General features: G+C 72.2%; 20 protein-coding genes. 10 read left to right on the forward strand and 10 right to left on the reverse strand.

What is annotated here, in order from left to right:
- Nucleotides 1–179 precede the first annotated feature (179 nt).
- Together ACFQGL_RS02620 and ACFQGL_RS02625 are read left to right on the forward strand one after the other, a co-directional pair.
- Nucleotides 180–1,430 carry an HNH endonuclease signature motif containing protein gene (locus tag ACFQGL_RS02620; protein ID WP_377504719.1) on the forward strand — a complete coding sequence of 417 codons (1,251 nt, stop codon included), beginning with the start codon at nt 180–182 and terminating at the stop codon, nt 1,428–1,430.
- A gap of 227 nt (nt 1,431–1,657) precedes the next feature.
- Nucleotides 1,658–2,953: an MFS transporter gene (locus tag ACFQGL_RS02625; protein ID WP_377504722.1), complete on the forward strand. Its 1,296-nt coding sequence runs from the start codon at nt 1,658–1,660 to the stop codon at nt 2,951–2,953.
- Here ACFQGL_RS02625 and ACFQGL_RS02630 read toward each other — a convergent pair.
- From ACFQGL_RS02630 to ACFQGL_RS02650, 5 genes are all read right to left on the reverse strand, one after another.
- Nucleotides 2,929–3,186, reverse strand: a complete 258-nt coding sequence (locus ACFQGL_RS02630) for a UBP-type zinc finger domain-containing protein (protein ID WP_377504725.1) — start codon at nt 3,184–3,186, stop codon at nt 2,929–2,931. The two genes, ACFQGL_RS02625 and ACFQGL_RS02630, sit on opposite strands and share 25 nt — an antisense overlap.
- Nucleotides 3,183–4,757, reverse strand: coding sequence for a Na+/H+ antiporter (locus ACFQGL_RS02635; protein ID WP_377504728.1), 1,575 nt, complete (start codon nt 4,755–4,757; stop codon nt 3,183–3,185). The genes ACFQGL_RS02630 and ACFQGL_RS02635 overlap by 4 nt, the downstream gene beginning before the upstream one ends.
- A 37-nt stretch (nt 4,758–4,794) precedes the next feature.
- Nucleotides 4,795–5,760 (reverse strand): TIGR03885 family FMN-dependent LLM class oxidoreductase, encoded by a 966-nt coding sequence (locus ACFQGL_RS02640; protein WP_377504731.1) that lies wholly within the window; start codon nt 5,758–5,760, stop codon nt 4,795–4,797.
- Nucleotides 5,761–5,867: 107 nt separating this feature from the next.
- Nucleotides 5,868–7,280: an NADP-dependent succinic semialdehyde dehydrogenase gene (locus tag ACFQGL_RS02645; RefSeq protein ID WP_377504734.1), complete on the reverse strand. Its 1,413-nt coding sequence runs from the start codon at nt 7,278–7,280 to the stop codon at nt 5,868–5,870.
- A gap of 13 nt (nt 7,281–7,293) precedes the next feature.
- On the reverse strand, nt 7,294–7,557 hold the full coding sequence (locus tag ACFQGL_RS02650) for a DUF6343 family protein (RefSeq protein WP_091401582.1): 264 nt from the start codon (nt 7,555–7,557) through the stop codon (nt 7,294–7,296).
- Between the two features lie 194 nt (nt 7,558–7,751).
- Here ACFQGL_RS02650 and ACFQGL_RS02655 point away from each other — a divergent pair, with 194 nt between their 5' ends.
- A complete protein-coding gene (locus ACFQGL_RS02655; RefSeq protein ID WP_377504737.1) occupies nt 7,752–8,603 on the forward strand; it encodes a GDSL-type esterase/lipase family protein in 852 nt (283 codons plus the stop codon).
- 16 nt (nt 8,604–8,619) lie between these two features.
- On the opposite strand, the gene ACFQGL_RS02660 is transcribed toward ACFQGL_RS02655, so the two are convergent.
- The 3 genes from ACFQGL_RS02660 to ACFQGL_RS02670 form a co-directional block, all read right to left on the reverse strand.
- Nucleotides 8,620–9,363: an EcsC family protein gene (locus ACFQGL_RS02660; protein WP_377504740.1), complete on the reverse strand. Its 744-nt coding sequence runs from the start codon at nt 9,361–9,363 to the stop codon at nt 8,620–8,622.
- A 49-nt stretch (nt 9,364–9,412) separates the two neighbouring features.
- The gene (locus ACFQGL_RS02665) at nt 9,413–9,559 is read right to left on the reverse strand and encodes a hypothetical protein (RefSeq protein ID WP_377504743.1); all 147 of its coding nucleotides are present in this window, start codon (nt 9,557–9,559) and stop codon (nt 9,413–9,415) included.
- A gap of 107 nt (nt 9,560–9,666) precedes the next feature.
- A complete protein-coding gene (locus ACFQGL_RS02670; protein WP_377504746.1) occupies nt 9,667–10,533 on the reverse strand; it encodes a peptidase M23 in 867 nt (288 codons plus the stop codon).
- Nucleotides 10,534–10,955: 422 nt separating this feature from the next.
- Here ACFQGL_RS02670 and ACFQGL_RS02675 point away from each other — a divergent pair, with 422 nt between their 5' ends.
- The 4 genes from ACFQGL_RS02675 (at nt 10,956) to ACFQGL_RS02690 (ending at nt 13,365) form a co-directional block, all read left to right on the forward strand.
- On the forward strand, nt 10,956–11,876 hold the full coding sequence (locus tag ACFQGL_RS02675; protein WP_377504749.1) for a proteasome assembly chaperone family protein: 921 nt from the start codon (nt 10,956–10,958) through the stop codon (nt 11,874–11,876).
- Nucleotides 11,877–11,913: 37 nt separating this feature from the next.
- A complete protein-coding gene (locus ACFQGL_RS02680; protein WP_377504752.1) occupies nt 11,914–12,711 on the forward strand; it encodes an exodeoxyribonuclease III in 798 nt (265 codons plus the stop codon).
- Nucleotides 12,712–12,791: 80 nt separating this feature from the next.
- Nucleotides 12,792–13,109, forward strand: coding sequence for an antibiotic biosynthesis monooxygenase family protein (locus ACFQGL_RS02685; protein WP_377504755.1), 318 nt, complete (start codon nt 12,792–12,794; stop codon nt 13,107–13,109).
- 31 nt (nt 13,110–13,140) lie between these two features.
- Nucleotides 13,141–13,365, forward strand: a complete 225-nt coding sequence (locus ACFQGL_RS02690) for a GntR family transcriptional regulator (RefSeq protein WP_377504758.1) — start codon at nt 13,141–13,143, stop codon at nt 13,363–13,365.
- A 38-nt stretch (nt 13,366–13,403) separates the two neighbouring features.
- On the opposite strand, the gene ACFQGL_RS02695 is transcribed toward ACFQGL_RS02690, so the two are convergent.
- Complete coding sequence (locus ACFQGL_RS02695; RefSeq protein ID WP_377504761.1) at nt 13,404–14,114, reverse strand: class F sortase; 711 nt, start codon at nt 14,112–14,114, stop codon at nt 13,404–13,406.
- A gap of 7 nt (nt 14,115–14,121) precedes the next feature.
- Nucleotides 14,122–14,778, reverse strand: a complete 657-nt coding sequence (locus ACFQGL_RS02700; protein WP_377505962.1) for a hypothetical protein — start codon at nt 14,776–14,778, stop codon at nt 14,122–14,124.
- Between the two features lie 130 nt (nt 14,779–14,908).
- Here ACFQGL_RS02700 and trmB point away from each other — a divergent pair, with 130 nt between their 5' ends.
- The 3 genes from trmB to ACFQGL_RS02715 all read left to right on the forward strand — a co-directional run bounded on the left by trmB (nt 14,909) and on the right by ACFQGL_RS02715 (nt 19,021).
- Nucleotides 14,909–15,607, forward strand: coding sequence for a tRNA (guanosine(46)-N7)-methyltransferase TrmB (gene trmB / locus ACFQGL_RS02705; protein WP_377504764.1), 699 nt, complete (start codon nt 14,909–14,911; stop codon nt 15,605–15,607).
- Between the two features lie 119 nt (nt 15,608–15,726).
- Complete coding sequence (locus tag ACFQGL_RS02710; RefSeq protein WP_377504767.1) at nt 15,727–18,240, forward strand: DEAD/DEAH box helicase; 2,514 nt, start codon at nt 15,727–15,729, stop codon at nt 18,238–18,240.
- 154 nt (nt 18,241–18,394) lie between these two features.
- Entirely contained in the window at nt 18,395–19,021 is a 627-nt protein-coding gene (locus tag ACFQGL_RS02715; RefSeq protein WP_377505965.1) for a hypothetical protein, read from the forward strand.
- Nucleotides 19,022–19,266: the final 245 nt, after the last annotated feature.

Raw genomic sequence — 19,266 nt, forward strand, 5'->3', positions numbered from 1 at the left:
TCGCCGTGCGCTACGAAGCCACCCTCACCATCGCCGCCATCAACCAATGGCTTCGTGCCCTACGAAACACGGCCTAGGTGGACGCGGCGACGGCCCGCCCCCAGGCCGTCGGGCCGTCCAGCCCGGCTAGATCGATCATGGTCGCTGAAGTTGTCGTACACGTGTTCTAGTGTCGGGGTGTGGTTGAGGAGTTGGCGCAGGCGCAGTCGGCAGTGGCCGCGTGCGTCGACGTGCCGGCGTGGGCGTTGACCGAGTCGGATCTTGTCGCGGCGCTGGATGCGGCGCATCGGCTTGAGCAGCGTCTGGCGGCGGTGAAGCTTGCTCTGGTGCGGGAGGTGCACGGGCGTGGCACGGCCGTGGCGCAGGGCGCCTCGTCGACCGCGGTGTGGCTGCGTGAGCGGCTACGGATCGCGATGCCGGCCGCACGTCGGCTGGTTGACCTCGCCGGCATGCTGGACGCCGGCGCCCCGGGGGTGCGGGCGGCTCTGGCCGCCGGGGACATCAGCGTGCAGCAGGCTCGGGTCATCGCCGACACGGTCGAGACCGTGCACGCCGCCGCTGGCGTCGAGGCCGCCGACAAGGCCGCCGGTGTGCTCATCGAGTGGGCCGGGCAATTCGAGCCGACCCTGCTGCGCAAGCTGAGCACCCGCATCCTCGAGCACGTCGCCCCCGAAATCGCTGACGCCGCCGCTAGAGCCGCGCTCGACGCCGAAGCCCAGCGAGCCGCCCGAGACCGACACGTCACCCTGTCCGAACAACACGACGGCAGGCTGCGGCTGACCGGCAGCCTCGACGCCGAAACAGCCGGCCTGCTGCGCGCGGCGATCGACCCGTTGACCGCACCATCGGGTCCCGACGATGCACGAACCCCGGGGCAACGCCGCCACGACGCCCTCGCCGACCTGTGCCGACTCGCCCTGCGCACCGGCGAGCTACCCGCACACGGCACCGAACCCGCACAGATCGTCATCACCACCCACTACGACACCCTCACCCAGCACCTCAACGCCGGCACCCTGGACACCGGCCTGCACCTCACCCCCGACACGGTCCGCCGCCTCGCCTGCGACGCCGCGATCCTGCCCACCGTCCTCAACACCACCGGCCAGGTCCTCGACGTCGGCCGACAACGCCGCCTCATCACCGGCCCACTACGCCGCGCCCTGGTCATACGCGACCGCGGCTGCACCTTCCCCGGCTGCGACCGCCCACCCCGCTGGTGCGACGCCCACCACATCCACCACTGGACCAACGGCGGCACCACCAACCTCCACAACGCCGTCCTACTCTGCGGCCACCACCACCGACACATCCACCACAGCGACTGGACCGTCCGATTGGCCGGCGACGGCCACCCCGAATTCGTTCCACCCGCCTGGCTCGACCCCGACCAGCTACCCCGCCGCAACCACTACCACCGACGAACGTGACCGCAATCGTCCCGCCGGGCATGACCTGGCCACGGTGAGGATCGCCAGGGCCAGTATCAGCGCGCGTCCGACTAGTGTCCCGCGGCACAGCCCTTCCGGAAACCGGCGATCGACGTACCCCGACCTGTGCATCCACCCGCGGTCGGCGAGCATCGGGAGGCGGACTGTGACGGGCGCCGCACCGCACCGGCCATCGGCGTGCCTGCTTCGGCTCCTAGGGTCGAGGTGTGCACACCATTGCGGGGGGACGCGGCCGCTGGCGTTCGGTGTCGCCGCTGCCGCCGCCCGGTCGGCTCCGCACGCTCGCGCTGGCCACGCTCGCCAACACGGTCGGCACCGGGCTGTGGGTGACCGGGGTCGCGCTCTACCTCACCCGCGTCGTCGGGCTGAGTCCGACGAAGGTCGGGCTCGGGCTCACCCTCGCCGGCCTGGTCGGGCTCACCGCCAGCGTGCCGCTCGGCGCTCTGGCCGACCGGCGTGACCCGCGAGCCCTGCGGGCGGTCCTCCAGGTCGGGCAGGCTGTCGTCGCGTCCGCGTACCTGCTGGTGGACTCGTTTCCGGTCTTCCTGGTGGTGGCCACACTGGACGCGCTGCTGGTCTCCGGCAATCTGGCGGTCCGCGCCGCGCTGATCGCCGCCGTCGCCGGTCCGGAGGGACGGGTGCAGGCCTTCGCCACGCTGCGGGCGGTCGCCAACCTCGGGATCGCCGTCGGTGCGGGGCTGGCCGGGTTCGCGCTGGCGGCGGACACCGGGTGGGCGTACCGCCTGCTGGTGGTCGGCAACGTCGCCACCTACCTGGTCTCGGCGGCGCTGGTGCGGCGACTGCCGGCGTACCCTCCGACTCGGCGGCCCGTACGGCAGGGACCGGGCCGAGCGCTGCGGGACGGGCCGTTCCTCGCCGTGGCGGGGGCGTCGGCGGTGCTCTCCCTGCACTCGGTGGCGCTGACGCTGGTGCTGCCGCTGTGGGTGCTGGCCCGTACCGACGCGCCACCGGTGACGATGTCCGCCGTGCTGCTGGTCAACACGCTGCTCACCGTGCTGCTCGCGGTGCGGCTCAGTCGAGGCGCCCAGCACGCGACGCCCGCGGCGGCCACCATGCGCAGGGCCGGATTGGTCCTCGCGGCGGGCATGCTGCTGTGGGCCGCCATCGGCGCGGCGCCCACCCCGGTGGCCGTCGGCCTGCTGCTGGGCGCTACCGCGGTCTACACCGTCGGCGACCTGTGGCACATGGGCGCCGGGGCGGCACTGGCCTACGACCTCGCCGCCCCGGACGCCCTCGGCGCGTACCAGGGGGTGGACGGCCTGCTCGGCGGGCTGGCCCGCGCTGCCGCGCCGGCCTTGCTGACCTGGCTGGTGCTCGGCGGGGGCACGGCCGGTTGGCTGGTGCTGGCCGGGCTGCTCGCGGTCACCGGCCTGGCCGTGCCGCCGCTCACCCGACACGCACTGGCCAGTCGAGTGGACGGCCCGCCGGCCGGGCAATCAGTTGATCGCGCCCGCGATCAGCCGATCTCCTCGTCGACGTAGCACCAGCGCCAGGCCTCGCCGGGCTGTACCGAGCGGATCACCGGGTGGCCGGTGGACTCGAAGTGCTTCGTCGCGTGCTGGTTCGGTGACGAGTCGCAGCAGCCGACGTGCCCGCAGCTCAGGCAGGCCCGCAGGTGCACCCAGTCGGCGTCGCCGATGGCGACGCAGTCCGGGCACTCGTCGGTGGTGACCGGCTCGACGGCACCGGGCTCGGTCAGGTGTGTGCAGCTCACTTCTCGGCCTCCTGCCGCAGCAACGACTCTTCCAGGTCCAGGTCACGATAGGCCTGCACCAATACCTCCTCGGGGATCCGACCGGCGTCCCGGGCGGCCCGGAAGACGTCCCGCTCGGCGTCGATCATCTCTTGTCGGAGCCGACCGTACGCCTGCGACGGGGTCTCCCGCTCGGCGCCGCCGAGGCGTTCCCAGGCCAGGTTGGTCCGGTCGTCGAGCAGCCGGCGCAGCCGGTCCACCACCGCCGCCGGTGCGCTGTCGGCCAGCTCGTCCAGGCGGTCGCGGGCGGCGCGGCTGGCCTGCTGCTGCACCCCGGCGGCCGACAGCGCGTCCTGCACCGGGTCGTCCTGCGGCAGTTTCAGCCTGCGGGCGACCAGCGGCAGCGTGGCCCCCTGACCGACCAGGGTGACGACGATCACCGCGAAGGCCAACCAGATGAACAGCGCCCGAGGGTACGGCGCATCGTCGGCCAGGGTCAGCGGCAGCGCCAGCGCGGCGGCCAGGGTCACCACCCCGCGCATACCGGCCCAGCCGACGACGATCGGGAACTTCGGCGACGGGGCCGCGTCCCGACGGCGGATCCGGGGCACCAGCCGGGCCAGGTAGACGGCCGGGAAGAGCCAGACGAACCGGGCGAGGACGACGGTGGCGAGCACCGCGACAGTAATCAGCGTGAGTGAGCCGGCCGGCTCGTCGAGGTCGCTGAGCACCTCCCGTAGCTGGAGCCCGACCAGCAGGAAGACGAGCCCTTCCAGCAGGAACCGGGCCAGCCGCCAGAACGCGCCGACCTGCAACCGGGACGCCGCCGAGAGCAGCTGGGGCAGCTTGTGGCCGAGCGCCAGCCCGGTGACCACCACCGCCACGACGCCGGAGGCGTGCACCTCCTCGGCGGCGAACACCACCGCGAACGGGATGATCAACGACAGGGCGTTGTCCAGCAGCGGGTCGCCGATCCGTCGGTGCAGGAAGCCGAAGACCAGCGCCCCGAGGGCGCCGATCAGGATGCCGCCGCCGGTGGCCCGCAGCACCTCGATGGCGACCTCGGAGGTGCCGACCGCCTCGCCGATGGTGGCCAGCGTCGCGACCCGCAGCAGCACCAGCGCGGTCGCGTCGTTGATCAGGCTCTCCCCCTCCAGGATGGTGACCACCCTTCGGGGCAGGCCGACCCGCCGGGCGACCGCGGTGGCGGCCACCGCGTCGGGCGGCGCGACCACCGCACCGAGGGCCAGGCAGATCGCGAACGGCACCTGGGGCAGCAGCAGGTGCAGCACGACGCCGACCACGAACGCGGTGAACAGCACCAGGCCGACCGCGAGCAGCAGGATCGGCCGGATGTTGTTCTTGAACGCCGGCACCGAGGTCTCCAGCGCGGCGACGTAGAGCAGCGGCGGCAGGATGCCGATCAGCACCAGCTCCGGATCGAGCCGGACGTGTGGGAAGCCCGGCACGAAGGAGAGCGCCAGACCGAGTACGACCAGCAGGATCGGCGCGAGCAGGCCGAGCCGGCGGGCCAGTGCCGCGCCCAGGGTGGCGACCGCCAGGAAGACGACGACCGGAAACAGGCTTTCCATGGGGTACGAGCCTAGGGTGCCGTGAACCAGACTCCGATCACCCGGCCGTACGCAGCTTCGGCAGCACCTCGGCACCGAACGCGTCGACGAAACCGCGCTGCTCCTGCCCGACGTGGTGCAGGGCGATCTGGTCGAAGCCGAGTTCCACGTACTCCTGCAGCCAGCCGACGTGCCGGCCCAGGTCGGCCGAGATGTTGACCACCTCGGCGACGCGCTGCGTCGGCACGTCGGTCGAGACCGCGTCGAAGTGCTCGGCGGTCTCCAGGTCCCAGCAGACCGGCGGGGCGAAGACGTTGCTGCGCCACTGGTCGTACGCGAGTGCTTCGGCCTGCGCCTGCTCCGGCGCCCAGCTCACGTGCACCTGGAGGTGCAGCGGCCCACGCCCACCGGCCTCCCGGTACGCGTCGATCATCTCGCGCAGGTGGGCCACCGGGGCGTTCACGGTGATCAGCCCGTCCGCCCACTCGGCGCACCAGCGGGCGGTGGCCACGCTGACCGCGGCGCCGACCAGCGCGGGTGGCTCCTCGGGGCGGGTCCACAGCCGGGCCCGGTCCACCCGGACCAGGCCGTCGTGGCTGACCTCCTCGCCGGCCAGCAGCGCCCGGATCACGTCCACGCACTCGCGCAGCCGGGCCGCGCGAACGTCCTTGCGGGGCCACCGGTCGCCGGTGATGTGCTCGTTGCTGGCCTCACCGGTGCCGAGCGCGGCCCAGAAGCGGCCCGGGTACATCGCGCCGAGGGTGCCGATCGCCTGCGCGATGATCGCCGGGTGGTAGCGCTGGCCGGGTGCGTTGACCACGCCGAACGACAGGTTGGTGGCCTGCAACGCGGCACCGAGCCAGGACCAGGCGAAGCCGGACTCGCCCTGCCGGGCGCTCCACGGCGAGAAGTGGTCGGAGCACATGGCGGCGTCGAAGCCGGCCCGCTCGGCGTGCGTCACCGCCTCGAGCAGGGCACGGGGGTGGATCTGCTCATGCGAGGCGTGGAACGCGAACACCGTCATGGGGACAGTTCCTACCCACCCCCAAGTAGGGACATGCGAGTAAGGAAGGGCTCCTTGTTAACGCCTGCGGTAGAGCAAGGGTCCCTTCCTAACAACCGCCGGACCTCCTACTCGGAGTGCGCGCCAGCGCCGGCCGAGGCGACACCCTCGCCGACCCAGACCGTCTTGATGTTGCAGAACTCGCGCATGCCCAACTCGGACAGCTCCCGGCCGTAGCCGGAGTTCTTCACGCCACCGAACGGCAGCTCCGGATAGGAGGTGGTCATCCCATTGATGAAGACGTTGCCGGCGTCCAGGTCGGTGGCGAAGCGCTCCTGTTCGGCCGGGTCCCGGGTCCAGGCGTTCGAGCCCAGCCCGAACGCGGTGCCGTTGGCCACCTCGATCGCCTCCTCGTAGGAGGAGACCCGGAACAGCCCGGCGACCGGCCCGAACACCTCCTCGGTCCACATTCGCATCTGCGGGGTGAGGTCGGTGACCACCGTCGGCGGGTAGAACCAGCCGTCACCGGCCGCCGGCTCGCCGCCGCAGAGCACGGTGGCGCCGTGGTCGACCGCGTCGCGTACCTGGGCGTGGATCTCGTCGCGGCCGCGCTCACTGGCCAGCGGGCCGACGTCGGTGTCGGCGTCCATCGGGTCGCCGACCCGCAGGGCGGACATGTTCGCGGCGAACTTCTCGGCGAAGGCGTCGAAGACGTCGGTGTGCACGATGAACCGCTTGGCGGCGATGCAGGACTGGCCGTTGTTCTGGCAACGGGCGGTGGTGGCCACCTGGGCGGCGAGGTCCACGTCGGCCGACGGCATCACCACGAACGGGTCGCTGCCACCCAGTTCCAGGACAGTCTTCTTGAGTTCCCGGCCGGCGATCTGCGCGATGGAGCGGCCGGCGCCCTCGCTACCGGTGAGCGTCGCGGCGCGTACCCGAGGATCGCTGAGGATCCGGTCGACGGCCTCCGAGCCGACCAGCAGGGTGGTGAACGCGCCCTCGGGGAAGCCGGCCCGGCGGAACACGTCCTCCAGCAGCAGCGCGGTCTGCGGCACGTTGGAGGCGTGCTTGAGCAGGCCGGTGTTGCCGGCCATCAGTGCCGGGGCGGCGAAGCGCAGCACCTGCCAGAGCGGGAAGTTCCACGGCATCACCGCGAGCACCGCGCCGATCGGCTGGTAGCGGATGAACGCCCGGGTGGCCTTGACCGCTTTGGCGTCGGTCGGCTCGTCGGCGAGGAACGACGGTGCGCGGTCGGCGTAGAAGCGGCAGGCGGAGGCGCATTTGGTCACCTCGGCCTGCGCCGCGACGTACGTCTTGCCCATCTCCGTGGTCATGATCCGGGCGATCTCGTCGCGCTCGGCCTCCAGCAGGTCGGCCGCCGCCCTCATCCACCGGGCCCGCTGGTCGATGGTGGTGGCGCGCAGCTGCCGGTACGCGAGGTCGGTGCGCTCGATGGCGGCGTCGATCTGCTCGGTGGACATCGCTTCGTAGGTCTTGAGTACCTGGCCGGTGGCGGGGTTGGTGGTGGCGATGGGCATCTCGTCCTCCTGATCACTCGAACAGCGAGTGTCGTACGCCCGGCTCCTCGCGGCGGCGGGCGGCGCGGCGGCGCTGGATCACGACCAGATCGACCACGGCGACCACGGCGAAGATCGCGCAGAGGACGCCGAGCCAGGCGATGCCGGCCCAGAACGCCAGCACCGCGAAGAGCACCATGATCACCAATCCGAAGCTGGCGAGGGTGAGCCGGAGGTTCAGTGCGCTGTTCGCGTGGCCGACCGTGCCACGGGCACGCCGGGGCTGCGATCTCGTCATGCCCTTCGAGCTACCCCCGTTCCGCGCGCTTAACCGGCCACGGGTGGCCGGTCTGGCTCCCCGTGCCGGCTTATAACACCTCTGTGGCGCTGTGCGCGCGCACTGCCGCATACCCGACAGCGACTCCCCGACGTACCGCGTCCTACGCATAGAGTTACCGCGCCGTCGCTCTGTGCTGCAAGACAGGGGAAGTCATGCCTCGACGCTGGGTCGCCGCCCTGGCCTGCCTCGCGGCGCTGGTCGCCCTGGCCTGCGAGGGCGGCACTTCCGCGACACCACGCCCCTCTCCGGGCACTCCGAAACCCGGCACACCGGGCGGCATCGCGGCACTCGGCGACTCGATCAGCACCGGCTTCGCCTCCTGCGTGGTGCTCACCTCGTGCGAGCGCAATTCCTGGTCGACCGGGGACGGCCTGCGGGTCGAGAGCCACTACCGGCGTCTGCTCGGCCAGAATCCGGCGATCCGGGGACGGGCCTACAACCACGCCCGGCCGGGCGCCCGGGCCGACGCCCTGGAGGGCCAGGCCCAGGCAGCGGTACGCGATCGCGCCGACTACGTCACCGTGCTGATCGGCGCCAACGACGTCTGCCGGGGCGGGGTGGACGCGATGACTCCGGTCGCCACGTTCCGGGCCGACGTCGACCGGGGCCTGCGGGCCCTGCGGACCGGCCGACCGAAGGCCCGGGTGCTGGTGGTGAGCATCCCTGACCTGTACCGGCTCTGGGAGGTCGGGCACAGCGACGCGCGGGCGACGCGCGCCTGGCGGCGGGGCGTGTGCCCGGCGCTGCTGGCCAACGCGACCTCGACGGCGCCCGCCGACAAGGCCCGCCGGGCCGCCGTCCGGGACCGGATCGACGCGTACAACGACCAGTTGGTGGCGGCCTGCCGGGCGTACGGGTCGCGGTGTCGGAACGACGGCGGCGCGGTGCACCGGGTCCGGTTCACCCTGGACCTGCTGAACCCGCTGGACTGGTTCCACCCCAACGCCACCGGGCAGGGTCGGCTCGCCGAGGTGACCTGGCGGGCCTCCGGCCTGGCCAGCTGAGCGTCCGCGCCGGGGCTCAGGGGTGGCGGGGCTCCGGCACGGCCGAGCCGCGTGGGCGGTAGAGCGCCCGGGAGCGCTCCGCGAGGTCCTTCGTGGCCGACGAGTTCGCCCAGGTGCCGAGCACGATCGACGCACCGGGCACGATCTTGGCCACCACCCGCTTGGCGGCCCGGACGCCGGCCATCTGGGCGAGCCGGATGCCGAGATTCAGCATGACCCGACCGAGCGGACGCTGCCCGCCCAGGCCGAACAGCGCGTCGGCGCGCTCCCGGCCGGCGGCGACCCCGAGCGCCAGCCGAGCGCTCTCGGCGACCTTGTGCACCCGTTGGAGCACCAGCAGGTCGGTCGCCCGGTCGGTGTGCAGCGGGTCGACGTCGTACGCGGCGGCGACGTGCAGCACCATCCGCGCCTGGGTCCAGGCGAGCACACCCACGTCGAGCACCGCGCCGGGCAGCCCGGCCGCGCCCGAGACGGCCCCGGAGAGGCGGGCCCGGTTGACGAACTTACGGACCGCCTGGTCGGCCAGGGCGTCGGCCGAGACGCCGGGCTGCTCGGCCCGGGCCCTACCGGCCCACTGCACGGCCTCCGGCCCGAGCCGGCGTACGGCCTCCAGGGCGAGGTGTTCCGGCGCGTACTGCGGATCGTCCCGCATCCGGTCCCAGAGTCGGGCCGGCGGACCCTCGGGGGCGTCGGCCGGCCCGGCCGGCGACTGGGGGGTGGGCACGGCGGGCTGGCCGCCGGTGGGCGGGGTGTCGGTCACCGGGTCTCCCCAGGGGTCGGTCCGGCGAGCAGGACGGCCGGTGAAACGGTCAGCGGCGGCGGTTGGAGAGCCGGGCTGCCAATCCCCTGAGCTTTTGCTGGGTGCCGGGCTTGGCCAGCTCGCGCCGGCCCCGGTCGACCAACTGCTGGCCCTTGGGCGATCTCAGGAACGTGCTGATCCGCTGCATCAGTGACATGGCGTCCTCCTGTCGGCGATCCCTCTGTCATGTGTACCCCGAGCCCGCAATGGATGTACCCGGGACGTGACAGACTCAACCCCCAACCGTCCACAGTGGGCGGAAGACTACCGCCCGCTCGGCACGATGGCGTCGACGACCCTGGTGGCCCGCCACTCGTGCTGCTGGTAGTACTCGCCGTACGCGGAGACCTGCACCGCCTGGGCGGCGTCGGTGAGCCGCATCTGCTCCCAGCCGGGCACCTGCTCCAGGGCGGTGAGGAACTGCCGGGTGGCGAACTCGGGGTCCATCAGCCGGCCGACCGGGCCCCAGCCGCTGCTGGAGCGCTGCTGGAACAGCCCGACCGAGTCGTGGTCCCAGCCGACGCCCTGATGCGGGTAGTCCTGCGACTCGGGCAGCACGCCGCTGGCGACGTTGTAGAGGTTGCTCTCCTGCATGGCGGTGGCCACCGCGATCACCAGGCCGCGGCGGGGGACACCCATCTTGCGGCCGGTGCGGACGATCGCCTCGGCGTTCTTCATCTGGTCCTCGTCCAGGCCGGCCACCGGGGCCGCGTGGGTCGGCCGCGCGGGCGCGGCCTTGCGCGCCGGGGTGGTGTCCGGGTCGGCGGGGGTCGCGACGGCGGACGGGGTGACGACGGGGGCGCTCGGGGCGGCGGTGCGCTCGTGGCCACGCGAGGCGCTCTGCTGCTCGGCACGCTGCGTCAACCCGGAGCTGCTGGCGTGCGGGTCGACCCGGGCCGCCGCCGCGTCGGCGGTCTCGTCCCGGCTCTGCGCCACGGCGGCCAGGCCGAGGCAGCAGACCACGCCGGTGGCCAGGGCCACCCGGGCGCGGCCGGGCCGACCGGTCAGGTCCCGGGCGTACGCCCGGAGCCTGCTCGCGGCAGTTGTCCGTTCGGCTGAGGTGCCATCCTCCATATCGGCGGTGGGGCTGCTCGGGGCGTACGGGTCGTCGAGGGTGCCGTCGTCACGCATCAACCGAGGCTAGGCAGGGGGAAACCCTGATTACGCACGGTGATCACGTGGCGCTCACCACAGATCAGGGGTGCTCTGGTGGACGACCGGGCCGGCTCGACCCGCCCGGGGAACGAACCTCGCGTACCGGATGAAGCTGGCGCGGCACGCAGGCCGACACGGCCGGCGACAGGGACGGACATCCGACCCCGCGCCCCCACATGATCGACAAACTCGGCCTTTGGGCCGAACCGCCCCTCAGCCGATCGGCTCGGGCGGCCGACCTGGCGGCGAAATAGGGTGATTAGTCCGGTCGCGCTCATCCGCCGGGCGACGGATCGCCCGACGCAGGAATGCATCAGGATGGCGGGTACGTTGCCCGAACCGGGTGCCGTCCGTCGCGTCGGCATCCGAGTAGGCACATTCCAGGGAGGTCCGCACCGGTGCTCGACCCACACGAGCTCTACCAGCTCACCGACGATTTGCCCGATCTCGGGCAACCGGTCCTGATCCAGGCCCTCACCGGGTTCGTGGACGCCGGCAACGCCAGCCGGCTTGCCCGCGAGCAGCTGCTCACCTCGCTGGAGGGTCGGCCGATCGCCACCTTCGACGTGGACCAGCTCTTCGACTACCGCTCGCGCCGACCGGTGATGACCTTCGTGGAGGACCACTGGGAGAGCTTCGACGCGCCCAAGCTGGAACTGCACCTGCTGCACGACGACGACGAGACCCCGTTCCTGCTGCTCACCGGCCCCGAGCCGGACCTGCAGTGGGAGCGGTTCGTGGCGGCCGTCGCCGGGCTCGCCGCGCGCCTGGACGTCCGGCTCACCGTGGGGCTCAACTCGATCCCGATGGCGGTACCGCACACCCGGCCCACCGGGGTGACCGCGCACGCCACCCGGCCCGACCTGATCGCCGGGTACGAGCCCTGGTTGCAGCGGGTCCAGGTGCCCAGCAGCGTCGGTCACCTGCTGGAGTTCCGCCTCGGCGAGCAGGGCCGCGACGCGCTCGGCTTCGCCGCCCACGTGCCGCACTACGTGGCGCAGACCGAGTACCCGGCCGCCGCCGAGGTGCTGCTCACCTCGGTGTCGCGCAGCACCGGGCTGCTGCTGCCCGGCGACGGGCTGCGCTCGGCCGCCGAGGTGGTCCGGGTCGAGATCGACCGGCAGGTCGCACAGACCGAGGACGCCGCGGCCCTGGTCCAGGCCCTGGAGGAGCAGTACGACGCGTTCGCCCGGGGTCGCGGCGAGAAGAGCCTGCTCGCCCCGGACGCCGGCCCGCTGCCCACCGCCGACGAACTCGGCGCGGAGTTGGAACGGTTCCTGGCCGAACAGACCCGTCCCGGCGACACCCCGGCCGGCTGACCCGGCTTCGCGGGGGCTCATGCGGCAGGCTGGGGGCATGCGCCTGGCGACGTGGAACGTGAACTCGGTGAAGGCCCGGCTGCCCCGGCTGCTGGAGTGGCTGGCCGACACCGGGCCGGAGGTGGTCTGCCTGCAGGAGACCAAATGCCCGGACGGCGCCTTCCCGGTCGCCGAGGTGGGCGAGCTGGGCTACCGCGTGGCCAGCCACAGCGACGGCCGGTGGAACGGGGTGGCCATCCTGTCCCGGGTCGGCCTGGCCGACGTCCGCGTCGGGTTCGCCGAGGAGCCCGGCTTCCCCGAGCCGGAGGCCCGCGCGATCTCCGCCACCTGCGACGGGGTGCGGGTCTGGTCGGTGTACGTGCCCAACGGCCGAACCCCGGAGGACCCGCACTACGCGTACAAGCTGGCCTGGTTCGCGGCGCTACGCGACGCGCTGGACGCGGAGCTGGCCGGCGGGCTGCCGCTGGCCGTCTGCGGCGACTTCAACGTCGCTCCGACCGACGCCGACGTGTGGGACCCGGCCGTCTTCACCCACTCCACGCACGTCACCCCGCCCGAACGCGCGGCCCTCGCGGCGCTGCGCGACCTGGGGCTCAGCGACGTGGTGCCGACCCCCATGAAGGGGCCACACCCCTTCACCTACTGGGACTACCGGGCAGGGATGTTCCACCAGAACAAGGGCATGCGGATCGACCTGGTGTACGCCTCGGCGCCGTTCACCCGGGCGGTCCGCTCGGCGTACGTGGACCGGGAGGCCCGTAAGGGCAAGGGCCCCTCGGATCACGCCCCGATCGTGGTCGACGCCGACCTGGTACCCGTCGTCGAGGGCTTCTGAGCCGGTCGCTGAGCCGATCCCGGCGGTCGCTGGGCCGGTCGCAGCCCTCCGCGCCCAGCGGGGGTGGCTAGGGTGGGCAGATGGCAGTCGTGAAGATCAACGCGATCGAGGTCCCGCCGGGTGCCGGCGCGGAGCTGGAGAAGCGGTTCGCCGCCCGTGCCGGGGCCGTGGAGAACTCCCCCGGTTTCCTCGGCTTCGAACTGCTCCGCCCGGTGGCCGGTGAGACCCGGTACTTCGTCTACACCCGGTGGGAGAGCGAAGAGGCCTACCAGGCCTGGGCCGCCGGTCCGTCCCGCGCCGCACACGCCGCCGCGCCCGGCGAGAAGCCCCGCCCTCCGGTCTCCACCGGCGCGAGCCTCCTGGAGTTCGAGGTGGCCCTGCACGTCCCCCAGCCCTAGGCGGTCCCGTGGGCTAGGTGGCGGAGAGGTCATGCCAACCAGACCGCCGCACTACCGGCGCATAGCCGATGACATTGAGCAGAAGATCCGCTCGGGCGAGTACTCACGTGGTCAGCAGTTGCCGTCAGTTTCCGAGATCGGCGAAATTTACAACGTCGCCCGTTCAACGGCCTACCGCGCCGTCAAGGAGCTGCACGAGCGGAACCTTGTCTACGGCCAGCAGGGCCAGGGTGTATTCGTCGCCGATTCCGAGTAGGTGCGCGGGTGGACGACCCGGGGACGAAGTCGGCGGGGTCAGGCGGTGCGCGAGGACTGCAGGGTCGCGAAGGCGATGACGTTGTCGGTGTAACCGGTGCCGCCGCCGACGAACTGGCCGCCGCAGGTGATCAGCCGTAGCCCGGCCGGCCCTTCGTGGCCGTAGATCCGATCGGCGGGCAGCCGGTCCTTCGGGAAGTGCTCGACGGTGTCGACCTTGAACACCACCACCGACCGGTCCGCCCGCGCCACCTCGATCAGGTCACCGGGGCGCAGCTTGCCGAGGTTGTAGAAGACGGACGGGCCGCTCTTGGTGTCCACGTGCCCGACGATCACCGCCGGGCCGGGCTCGCCGGGCGTGGGCCCGCGGTCGTACCAGCCGGTCTCATTGTGCCGCTCCAGCGGCGGTACGGCGATCGAGCCGTCCCGGGCCTGCCCCACCGGTGCCACCGGAGCTGCGATCTTGATCGTCGGCACCGACAGGCGCACCGGGCGGCTGGCCGACAGCCCGACCGACTCGCTGCGGGCCGGCTGGCCGTCGCCGCTGGCGCTCCAGTCGAGCGGGCCGACCGAGCGACCGAGCCCCGCACCGGTGGCGAAGACGCCGGCCAGCACCAGCACCACGGCCAGCGGAACCGACCAGGGTTTCCGGCCGGGCGGACGACTACGACGAGGCGCGATCGCGGTCGGCGGGCGATCGGCCACCGGAGGGTTGGCGGGGGGCGGCTGCGCGGGGCGGAAGATCTCCATGGCGGGCTCAGCGACGGGCGGTACGCGGCCGGCGCAGGGCCACCACGGCGAGGATCAGCCCGGTGATGGTGAGCGCCGCCCCGCCGGGCAGCAGCAGTTTGCCGGTCAGCCCTCCGCCACCGCCGAAGCCGGTGGCCGGGCCCCGACTGGGCACGGGCGAGGACGGAACCTTCTTGACCACCTGGAGCATCGTCGAGGCCGTCTCGCCGTCACGGCACTCCAGCTTGACCCGGTAGTTGCCGGGGCGGGTGCGCTCGCGCACCATCGGCGCGGCGGTGAGCACGCCGCCCTGCGGCTGCACCCCGATCGCGCCGAAGGCGTCGGAGACCACGGTGGCGCCCACCGAGTTGTCCCGGCAGCTGGCCCGGATACCGACCAGGTAGCCGGGCTGCACGGTGCTCGGACTCACCTCGACGAAGACGTCCACGACCGGGCCGGGCTGCGGTGCGCCATCCGCCGGGCCGGGCTGGGGCGCGCCGAGCGCGGGCGCGGCGGCCACGAGGACACCGGACACGGCGGGCAGGGCAGCGTAGGCAGGCGGAGGCGCGGCGGGGGCGGGCGCAGCGTGGGCGGGCGGGGCGGGGGCGGGCGCAGCGGCCAGCAGGGGGCCTGCCAGCAGGATCGCCACCGACAGGGTCACGCCGACGCGGGTCGTTGTCACGATGCCCCCTTCCGACGCCGTGCGGCTGCGCAGAGCAGCGCACCGCCCGGCCTGCCGTACCAAATCGATCCTCTCACTCCTGGTCGCACATCACATCCGATCCGCGGACCGCGTCGCGTACGCTCGGGTCGCTGTGACCACCACCGACCATGACCCCGCCATCCCGCCCGACAACCGGCCGATCCGTACCTTCCACCCCCGCCGGGGCCGGATGAGCGGCCGGCAGACCGACGCGCTGGACCGGCTCTGGCCCAGGTACGGCCTCGACGTGCCGGACGGCCCCGTCGACCTGGTCGACCTGTTCGGTCGGCGGGCGCCCGTGGTGCTGGAGATCGGCTCGGGCATGGGCGACAGCACCGCCACGATGGCCGCCGCCGACCCGGATCGAGATTATCTGGCGGTCGAGGTGCACACGCCGGGAATCGCGAACCTGCTCGACCTGGTGGACCGTGCCGGCCTGGGCAACGTACGGGTGGCGCTGGGCGACGCGTTGGACCTGGTCAGAGGCCTACCCGAGGGTGCCCTGGACGCGGTGCACATCTTCTTCCCGGACCCGTGGCCGAAGGCCCGCCACCACAAGCGCCGGATCATCCAGCCGGCGCACGTGGCGCTGCTGCGCTCCCGCCTGACCCCGGGCGGCACGCTGCACTGCGCGACCGACTGGGCCGAGTACGCCGATGCGATGCGGCAGACCCTGGACGCCGACCCGGAGTTGGTGGACGCGTACGGCGGATTCGGGCCGCGTCCGGCGCACCGCCCGGTGACGAAGTTCGAGCGGCGCGCGATCACGGCCGGCCGCCCGGTAGCGGACCTGATCTACCGCCGACGGTGAAAGGAAGGGCACCCTGTTAACGCCTAGCGTTGTACAAGGGTCCCTTCCTAACGGCGCTAACGGGAATGACGGCCGCCGGTTGGCGCCCGGGGGCATGATCCAGGCACCATGGACAAGCTATGACGCTCACCGCCGCGCTGCCGACAAGCGCTGACCCCGACACCCTCTTCGACTCGTTCGCCGGCTGGGCGAAGGAGCGCGGCCTCGACCTCTATCCCCATCAGGAGGAGGCGGTCATCGAGATCGTCTCCGGCGCCAACCTGATCATGAACACGCCCACCGGCTCGGGCAAGAGCCTGGTGGCGATCGCCGCGCACTTCGCGGCCCTCGCAGACAGCCGTACGACCTTCTACACCGCCCCGATCAAGGCACTGGTCTCGGAGAAGTTCTTCGCCCTCTGCGAGGTCTTCGGCGCCGAGAACGTCGGCATGCTGACCGGCGACGCCAGCGTCAACGCCGACGCGCCGATCATCTGCTGCACCGCGGAGATCCTGGCCAACCTCGCGCTGCGCGAGGGCGACCGGGCCGACGTCGGCCAGGTGATCATGGACGAGTTCCACTTCTACGCCGAGCCCGACCGGGGCTGGGCGTGGCAGGTGCCGATCATCGAGTTGCCGCAGGCGCAGTTCATCCTGATGTCCGCCACGCTGGGCGACACCACCCGGTTCGTCGACGACCTGACCCGCCGTACCGGTCGGCCGACCGCCGTCGTGCGCTCGGCGGAGCGGCCGGTCCCGCTGATCTTCTCGTACGCGATGACGCCGCTGCACGAGACGCTCGAGGAGCTGCTGGAGACCAAGCAGGCCCCGGTGTACGTGGTGCACTTCACCCAGGCCGCCGCCCTGGAGCGGGCCCAGGCGCTGATGAGCGTCAACGTCTGCAGTCGCGCCGAGAAGGACATGATCGCCGAGGCGATCGGCGGTTTCCGGTTCACCTCCGGCTTCGGCAAGACGCTGTCCCGGCTGGTCCGGCACGGCATCGGCGTGCACCACGCCGGCATGCTGCCCAAGTACCGCCGCCTCGTGGAGACCCTCGCCCAGGCTGGCCTACTCAAGGTCATCTGCGGCACCGACACGCTCGGCGTGGGCATCAACGTGCCGATCCGTACCGTGCTGTTCACCGGCCTGTCCAAGTACGACGGGATCCGGACCCGGCTGCTCAAGAACCGGGAGTTCCACCAGATCGCCGGGCGGGCCGGCCGGGCCGGTTTCGACACCATCGGCCGGGTGGTGGTGCAGGCCCCGGAACACGTGATCGACAACGAGAAGGCCCTCGCCAAGGCCGGTGACGATCCGAAGAAGCGCCGCAAGGTGGTCCGCAAGAAGCCGCCGGAGGGCTCGATCGGTTGGGGGCAGCCCACCTTCGACCGGCTGGTCGACGCCGAGCCGGAGCCGTTGACCTCCAGCTTCCAGGTCAGCCACTCGATGCTGCTCAACGTGATCGGCCGGCCCGGGGACGCGTTCACCGCGATGCGACACCTGCTCACCGACAACCACGAGGACGCCGCCGCGCAGCGCCGGCACATCCGCCGGGCGATCGCCATCTACCGGGCCCTGCGGGCCGGTGGCGTGGTCGAGGAGTTGCCCGAGCCGGACGAGACCGGCCGGCGGATCCGGCTCACCGTCGACCTCCAGCTCGATTTCGCGCTCAACCAGCCGCTCTCGCCCCTGGCGCTGGCCACCATCGAGCTGCTTGACGCCGAGTCTCCCTCGTACGCCCTGGACGTGCTCTCGGTGATCGAGTCGATCCTCGACGACCCCCGGCAGATCCTCTCCGCGCAGCAGTTCAAGGCCCGCGGCGAGGCGGTCGCCGCGATGAAGGCGGAGGGCATCGAGTACGAGGCCCGCCTCGAACTGCTCGACGAGGTGACCCACCCGAAGCCGCTCGCCGAGCTACTGGAGGCGGCGTACGAGATGTACCGGCAGGGGCACCCCTGGGTCGCCGACCACCAGCTGTCCCCCAAGGCCGTCGTCCGGGACATGTACGAGCGGGCGATGACCTTCACCGAGTACGTGCAGTTCTACGGACTGACCCGCTCGGAAGGCCTCGTCCTGCGCTACCTGGCCGACGCGTACAAGACACTGCGCCAGACCGTGCCCGAGGACGCCAAGACCGAGGAGCTGATCGACCTCATCGAGTGGCTGGGCGAGCTGGTCCGCCAGGTCGACTCCAGCCTGATCGACGAGTGGGAGCGGCTGCGCAACCCGTCCGACGTCGCCGAGGTGGCCCAGGCGCACGCGGCCCTGACCGACCGGCCGCCGGCGGTGACCCGTAACGCGCGGGCGTTCCGGGTACTGGTCCGCAACGCGCTGTTCCGTCGGGTCGAGCTGGCCGCGCTGCGCCGCTGGGACCTGCTCGCCGAGTTGGACGCGGGCGACGGCTGGGACTACGACGCGTGGTCCGACGCGCTGGGACCGTACTTCGAGGCGTACGACTCGATCGGGATCGGCCCGGACGCCCGGGGCCCGGCGCTGCTCATGATCGAGCAGGGCCGGGAGCGGTGGACCGTCCGGCAGATCCTGGACGACCCGGACGGCGACCACGACTGGGGTATCAGCGCCGAGGTCGACCTCGCCGCCTCGGACGAGGTCGGCGCCGCGGTCATCCGGGTCACCGACGTCGGCCAGCTCTGAAGAATTTCTCTTCAAGGGGTCGTCCGGTGCGTCCGGACGGCCCCTTTTCTTCCCTGGGCGATGTCAGGGTCGTCGATTAGAATGTATGTACTAATAAAGATCCTGACCTGCGAGATTACGACCCGGGAGGACGCCCGTGACCGCGCCAGCCTCCATGCCCATCACCCCCTACGCCACCCTGCTCGGCTTCACCCGCTACGTCGACCGCACCGGCCCCACCAAGGCGACCTTCGTGGGCGGGCTGCGCAAGCAGCGCGCCAGCCGCTCCGGCTTCAACCCGCACGGTCAGTTCGTCAAGGCGCTCAAGGCCGACATCGCCTTCCACACCGGCGGCACCCACCTGACCGGGGTCGTCGACGTGGTCAAACCACGCTGGCGCCCGCTCTACCAGGCACTGGTGCCCGGTGCCACGGCCTGGCTGCACTCCCTCGGCGAGCCGGCCGCCATCGACCTGGCCCAGACCCGCGACGCCCTGGCCATGCTGGGCGACCTACCCGTCAAGATCAACCCCCACTTCGGGGTACGCCACTCCGACGGCCGCGCCGAGGCGGTCCGGCTGCACTTCGACGAGACCCCGCCGACCGAGGAGTCGGTGCTCGCCACACTGCACCTGATGGCCCGACACATGGACGCGGTCCTGCCGCACGCCGAGCCGGTCCTGGTCGACGTCCGGCGCGGCCAGGCCCACCGCATGCCCGCCGACGCCAAGCCCGACCAGATCGAACGCTGGCTGGCCGGCGAAGCCGCCGCCTTCCGCGCCATCTGGTCCACCGCCGCCTAATCGCCCCACCCCACCCCACCCAACCCACGGCGCACCCGCCCCGCCGCAGGACGTCTGCCCGGCAAGATCGCGCTCGATCCAGGGTGTAGTGGTCTCCCGACGATGGGAGGCCACTACATCCATGTTCGGGCACGATCATGACGTGATCCCGCAGCGCGGGCAGCGCAGGCAGCGCGGGCAGCGCAGGCAGCGCGGGCAGCGCAGGCAGCGCGGGCAGCGCAGGCAGCGCGGGCAGCGCAGGCAGC

This window comes from Micromonospora vulcania, from assembly GCF_042658605.1.
Classification (GTDB): domain Bacteria; phylum Actinomycetota; class Actinomycetes; order Mycobacteriales; family Micromonosporaceae; genus Micromonospora; species Micromonospora vulcania.